6 protein-coding genes and 1 pseudogene are annotated in these 6,221 nt (G+C 69.3%); 5 read left to right on the top strand and 2 right to left on the bottom strand.

Features of this window, described 5'->3' with window-relative positions; translation table 11 throughout:
* Both K789_RS0106005 and mscL read right to left on the bottom strand, forming a co-directional pair.
* Positions 1–771: amino acid-binding protein (locus K789_RS0106005; protein ID WP_024365970.1), on the bottom strand; the 771-nt coding region annotated here is incomplete at its 3' end.
* Between the two features lie 63 nt (positions 772–834).
* Positions 835–1,323, bottom strand: coding sequence for a large conductance mechanosensitive channel protein MscL (gene mscL, locus K789_RS0106000; RefSeq protein ID WP_024365969.1), 489 nt, complete (start codon positions 1,321–1,323; stop codon positions 835–837).
* A gap of 218 nt (positions 1,324–1,541) precedes the next feature.
* Here mscL and K789_RS0105995 point away from each other — a divergent pair, with 218 nt between their 5' ends.
* The 5 genes and pseudogenes from K789_RS0105995 to K789_RS25010 all read left to right on the top strand — a co-directional run.
* The gene (locus tag K789_RS0105995) at positions 1,542–2,603 is read left to right on the top strand and encodes an FUSC family protein (RefSeq protein WP_024365968.1); all 1,062 of its coding nucleotides are present in this window, start codon (positions 1,542–1,544) and stop codon (positions 2,601–2,603) included.
* 122 nt (positions 2,604–2,725) lie between these two features.
* The gene (locus K789_RS0105990; protein ID WP_237739531.1) at positions 2,726–3,685 is read left to right on the top strand and encodes an ABC transporter ATP-binding protein; all 960 of its coding nucleotides are present in this window, start codon (positions 2,726–2,728) and stop codon (positions 3,683–3,685) included.
* Positions 3,686–4,320: 635 nt separating this feature from the next.
* Positions 4,321–4,866 (top strand): ABC transporter permease, encoded by a 546-nt coding sequence (locus K789_RS26080; protein WP_237739530.1) that lies wholly within the window; start codon positions 4,321–4,323, stop codon positions 4,864–4,866.
* Positions 4,863–6,026, top strand: a complete 1,164-nt coding sequence (locus K789_RS0105980) for an ABC transporter permease (RefSeq protein WP_029704595.1) — start codon at positions 4,863–4,865, stop codon at positions 6,024–6,026. The genes K789_RS26080 and K789_RS0105980 overlap by 4 nt, the downstream gene beginning before the upstream one ends.
* Before the next feature lie 79 nt (positions 6,027–6,105).
* Positions 6,106–6,221: pseudogene (locus K789_RS25010) on the top strand (IclR family transcriptional regulator); the annotation flags it as partial.

Here is a 6,221-nt window from a genome sequence, read left to right as displayed (position 1 = left end):
CTCGCCGGGACGGGAAAACGTGATGGGACCGTGCCAGGCCGTCGGGATCCTCAGCACGGTTCCGTCCGTTGCCGGCGTGGTGCCCGCATCGGGCCCGGCCACGATCCGAGCGTGCAGCAATTCAGCGACGGCCAGCGGCAGTTCCTCGGGGTTGGCCGCGATCCTGGCCGCGAGGCTCAGCGCCCCGGTCTGCCCGTCGGCCATCGCCAGCGCCGTGGTGGGCCAGACGCGGGGGTCCTTGCCGCCGCCGTCACGCAGTGCCTTGAGCAGTTCCGCTTCGCGCAGCTCGCCGGGTGCGGACAGCACAAACTCATCCAGCACACCGCCGTCGACCGGGTGGACATGGATGCTCAGGATGTTGGTGTCCAGCCCGGCCAGCGACCGCGTGAGTTTCTGCAGTGAACCGGGCCGGTCCGTTAATAGTGTGCGGGCACGCCACAGGGCCGGTGCCGCGCCGAGCCGGCTGCGGTGCCGCAGGGCGGGGGCGTGCAGCCACGTCCGGAGCATCCGCGCCGCGGACGGCTCCGCCACCCAGATGACCAGGATGGTGGCGGTCAGCGTGAGGACCAGGACTTTGCCCACATAGGGCAGGTGCGTCCCCACCACCGCCGCGTGGACCAACAGTTCGATCGGCAGCATCACGGCGATGTTGGCCAGGGTCAGCCGGGTCTTGGTCGGTTCGGGCATCTGGCCGCAGACTTCGCAGCTCAGCTCGGAGGCGGCCGGGGCCTGCGGTCCGCCGTGTTTTCTGGCACGGGCTGAGGGCTTCATGGGTCCCATGATGTCCGGCTGTTGTTACGCCCCTATTGCCGGCCGGTGACGTTTTCGTGCGGGCTAGCGGCTGCCTTTTCCGGCGGACTCGACGGTGCGCTCGTGCGCCGGCTCCAAGGCGTCGTCGCCGGAGGCCGGTCCGTGGACCGGGCCGGCGAGCTGCGCCAGCAGGTCGCGGATTTCGGCCAGCAGCGCGGTGTCCGCCGGGAGCGGCTTCTCCTCCGGCTCTGCAGTGGCCAGGCGCTTCTTCACCATATGGTTGATCCGGTTCATCGGGGCCACGAAGATGAAATAGACGACGGCGGCCGTGATCATGAACGTGACGAACGCTGTGATGACCGCGCCGAAGTTGACGAAAGTCCTGTCATTCCCCGGCCAGATGGGGAAACCCAGGCCGTTGGTGTCGACCCCGCCGGCCGCCGCAATGATGGGGTTCACGATGTTCGAGGTGAACGCGGCCACCAGGGCGGTGAAAGCGGTGCCGACCACGACTGCGATGGACAGTTCGATCACGTTGCCGCGCAGGATGAAGTCCTTGAATCCTTTGAGCATGGGTCCTCCGGTGTGCCTTGAATAACTCTGTGCGCCGTGTTCCGGGCGCGGGGATCAACCGCTAGACGCTATCACTTCTGCGGCCTTGTCTCCCGACCGGGGCCGGTTCCGCTCAATGGATGATGATGCCGGATCCGCGCCCATCCGGCGTAGATTTGGCAGTTGGACGCCAGCGCCGCCGTCGTAACAATCCGACTGCAGAAAGGTGCCTCCCACCCGTGAAGATGCTTGCCGAGATGTTCACCATGGCTCCCGGCAACAAGGACCACCAGGTCGCCGTCCGCTGCGCCGTCGGGGTCTTTGTCCCGCTGATCACACTGCTGTTCCTGGGCCGCCTGGACCTGGCGATCTTCGCCTCCTTCGGTGCTTTCACCGGGATCTACGGCCGCAACGAGCCGCACGCCAGGCGCTTCGGCCTGCAGCTCCGTGCCGGGGCGCTGATGCTGGCGGTGATGCTCCTCGCAGGCCTGACCGCCCGTGCCGGCGTGGCCCTCGCCCTCTCCGCCGCACAGGCCCTCTGGCTCCAGGTCTTCGCGACCACCCTGGTGGCCGGAGTCTGCTCGCTGATCGTCGCCTGGTGGAGGCTCCGCCCCGCAGGCTCGTTGTTCCACATCTTTGCTTTCGCAGCGATCGCGTCCATCCCCAACCAGCCGTCGCTCTGGCAGGGCATGCTCGTGGCGGTGCTGACGGTCGCTTTCTCCCTGCTGGTCGGCATGTCCTCCCGCGTGGTCCGGAGCCGCCGGACGCCGTGGGTCCGGCCGGCCCGCACCCCGCTGAGCATGGCGGAAAAGCGGGCGGCCCTGCTCGAAAGCGCCGGCTACCTCGTGGCAGCCGGCCTGGCGGGTACCCTTGCAACTCTTGCGGGTGAGCGGCTGGGCTTCGGCCACAACTACTGGGCCATGGTGGCCGCCGTCGTCCCGCTCGTGGGACACTCCACCCGGCACCGGGTCAGCCGCGGGCTGCAAAGAATCGTCGGCACGGCGATCGGGCTGGTGCTGCTGGCGGGGATCCTGCTCCTGCAGCCCGCACCCTGGCAGACCGTGCTCGTGATCGCCGCCTGCCAGTTCGGCGCCGAAATGTTCATCGCCCGCCAGTATGTCCTGGCCCAGATCTTCGTCACCCCGCTGGCCCTGATTTCGACCCTGCTGGTGGTTCCCGCGGCGCCCGGCATCCTGCTGCGTGACCGGATTTTCGAGACCGTCATCGGCGCCGCCGTCGGCGTGGCCGTCGTGCTGGCGCCGACGGTATGGCGCCGGCTGCGCGCCCGTCCGGGCGCTTGAGCAAACAGCCTGCACGCCCCTGCTGACGGGCATCAGGGGGTCCAATGACCCTGTCCCGCCGGAAGCCCGCACGAAAGGCTAACCTGGGCACGGCTGTGTGCACCGGGACCGGGGGAGTTTTTGTGGAAGTTGTGGAGACCTTGACCAAGGACGTGCTGGACGTCAGCGGACTCGTCAAACGCTACGGGGACCTGACCGCCGTCGACGGTGTCTCCTTCCGGATCCGCGCCGGGGAAACCTTCGGGCTGCTGGGGCCCAACGGCGCCGGCAAGACCACCATCATCTCCATGGTGGCGGGCCTGATCCCCGCCAACGAAGGAACTGTCCGCGTGGCGGGCCGGGGCATGACCCCGGCCGAGACGGAGGCCAAGCGGATCATCGGCCTGGTCCCGCAGGAACTGGCCATCTACCCGGACTTGACCGCCCGGGAAAACCTGAGGTTCTTCGGCCGGCTGCAGGGGCTCACCGGCAAGGGGCTCACCCAGCGCACCAACGAGGTGCTGGAGCTGATCGGCCTGGCCGACCGGGCCGGCGACCTCACCAAGAAATACTCCGGCGGCATGAAGCGCCGGCTGAACATCGGCATCGGTCTGCTCCACCGGCCCACCCTGCTGATCCTGGACGAACCGACCGTCGGGGTGGATCCGCAGTCCCGTAACGCCATCCTGGAATCCGTGGAAAAGCTCTCCGTCGAAGGCATGGCGGTCCTCTACACCACCCACTACATGGAGGAAGCCGAGCGGCTCTGCGACCGGATTGCGATCATCGACGAGGGCCGGATCCAGGCGGAGGGCACCCGGGACCAGCTGATCACGCTTACCGGCGGCGTGGACCGGATCAACCTCCGCGGCGGCGGCAGCATGGTCCGGGCCGCGGAGGCCCTTCGCGGGCTGCCGGCCGTGCAGCACGTCGACAATGACGGGGCCGGGCTGATGCTCACGGTCGGCGACGGACCCACTGCCCTCGCAGGGATCGTCACCGGCGCGGGTCAGGCCGGGATGTCCGTGACGTCCGTGGAGATCGTCCGGCCGGACCTCGAATCCGTCTTCCTGCACCTGACCGGCAAAGCGCTGAGGGATTGAGATGCACGGCCTGTGGACCATGGTCGCGAACGACCTCCGCCAGCGCGTCCGGGACAAGTCTGTCTTCATCTTCTCCCTCATCGTCCCGCTCGCGCTCATGGGGGTGTTGAGCCTGGTGTTCGGCGGCCTCGGCGGGGACACCGTTGACCTGCAGCCGGCCACCGTCGTCGCCAGCGCAGACGACGCCGACCAGCTGGGTGCCGCGCTGCTCGGTGCCGTCGATTCCCTCGAGATCATGGACGTCACCGTCAAACGGGTCCCGGCCGCGGACGTCCGCAGCGAAACCCAGGCCAGCGGCGCCGCCCTCGGCATCGTTGTTCCCGAGGGCTTCAGCAACGCTGTATTGTCCGGACAGGCCGCCCCGGTCCAGCTGGTCGAGGGCAACGGCGCCAGCCTGGAAACCGGTGTGCTGATCTCGGCGGTCCAGGCGGTCCTGGACCAGTTCGCCGCGGGAACGGTCACCGCGGCCNNNGGCCGCCGGCGGCATCTCCGGGCTGCCGCACCAGGAGCTCGCGGCGCTGGCGCAGCAGGCCGCGGCGGGACCGCGGCTGCTCACCCTGGCCGAAGGGCAAGCCGCCGCCGAACAGCTCTCGCTCCGCGGCACGCTCGTGGCCGGCCAGGCCGGGCTCTTCTTGATGTTCACGGTCGGTTTCGGCGTGCTGGGGCTCCTCGCAGAACGGGAACAGGGCACCCTGGCCCGCCTGCGGTCAATGCCGGTCACCGGCGTCACGGTGATCACGGCCAAGGCCTGCACCGGATTCATCCTGGGGGTGGTTGCCACCACCGTCCTGCTCACCGCCGGCTCCCAGCTGTTCGGCGTCTCCTTCGGCTCCCCGCTCGTGGTGGCCGCCCTGATCCTCAGCGTCGTGACCGCCGCGACCAGCCTGACGTTCGTGGTCGCACGGCTGGTCCGGACGGCGGAGCAAGCCAACGTGGCGCAGTCCATCCTGGCCATGGTGCTGGGGATCGCGGGAGGAGCCTTCTTCCCGGTCCAGGGCACCGGCTTCGCCGCAACGCTGCTGGACCTCAACCCGATCGGTGCGTTCATCCGGGGTCTCGGGATCTCAGCCGGCGGTGGAAGCCTCGGCGACGTGGCGGGCCCGGTCGCGGTGATGCTGGTCTTCGCCGCTGCCGGCCTGCTCCTCTCGCGCCTCATGCCGGACCGGGGGGCGCAGGCATGAGCGCCATGCTCGCGATCGCCACGGTGGAACTACGGCGCTTCTTGCGCGACAAGTCGAACATCTTCTTTGTCTTCATCTTTCCCCTCCTGCTGATTCTGCTGCTCGGCTCGCAGTTCGGTGCCGGAAGCGGCCAGGCCCGGGTGGCCATCGCCGGGCCCGGCAGTGCACTCGCGCAGGCCCTGACAGCGAAGCTCCAGTCATCCGGCGTCGTGGTCACCGCCAGCGGCGAAAACGCCGCGCGGGCGGACCTCAGCCGCGGACGCACCGACGTCGGCTTGTTCCTTGACGAATCCGACGGGGCGGCGTTCGACGCGGGGCAGCCGGCGGAGCTCGACGTTGTCATGGCTTCGCAGTCCTCCGCGCAGGCCGTCCTGCAGCAGGTCCGCACCGCCGTGCAGGCTGTGGGCCTGGAGCGCAGCCAGCTCGCTGCCCTCACCGGCGCCGGAATCCCCGAGGATCGGGCCCGCCCCGCCCTGGTCCAGGCGGCCGCGCAGGTAGCGGTGCCGACCGTGGACATCGTGGACACCAACGACGTCGCGCAGGAGTTCCGCGGGCTGGGCAAATTCGATCTTGGCGCCTCGCAGCAGTTGCTGCTCTTTGTGTTTCTCAGCTCCCTCACCGGTGCGGCCACACTGATCCAGGCACGGCGGTTCGGGGTGGTGGGCCGGGTCATGTCAGCCCCGGTTTCCAGCGGCCAGGTCGTGGCCGGGCAGGCGCTGGGGCGTTTCGCCATTGCATTCGTCCAGGGCGGTTTCATCATGGCCGGCACCGCGCTGCTGTTCGGCGTCGACTGGGGCAATCTGTGGCTGTCGGCCCTGGTGCTGGTACTTTTCTGCGCTGTCGCGGCAGCCGCGGCGATGATGGTCGGCTCGGTCATCGACAATGACACCGCGGCCGCCGGCGTGGGCGTGGGCGGCGGACTCGTGCTCGGCGGCCTGGGTGGCTGCATGGTGCCGCCCGAGTTCTTTCCGGAAGCGCTGGCCGCGATCTCCTACGCCACCCCACATCGGTGGGCCTATGACGCGTTCGCCGCCATCCAGCGGCAGGATGGCACCCTCGGTGACATCCTGCCGCAGCTGGGAGTGCTCGCGGGAATGGCTGCGGCGCTGCTCCTGCTGGGCGCCTGGCTGCTGCGGTGGAGCCTCAGCCGGGCCCTGTAGCGGCCGGGCCAAGCCCGGGGCGGCATCGGGGCAGGCGGCGTAGAGTGGACGCAGGATCCATTCAACGGAAGAGGCGGCCATGGCTAACTCCGGCACCGGGGACTCCGTGGTGGACCGTGTGGTCCGGGTGATCTCGGCGTACCCCGCGGGCGTCACCGTGCTGCCGCTGTCCGAGCTCGCGGACCGGGCCGGCCT

The organism is Arthrobacter sp. TB 26 (assembly GCF_000427315.1).
Lineage (GTDB): Bacteria > Actinomycetota > Actinomycetes > Actinomycetales > Micrococcaceae > Arthrobacter.
Note: the sequence above shows the minus strand (reverse complement) of the source record. Positions and strands in the feature narration are given on the sequence as shown.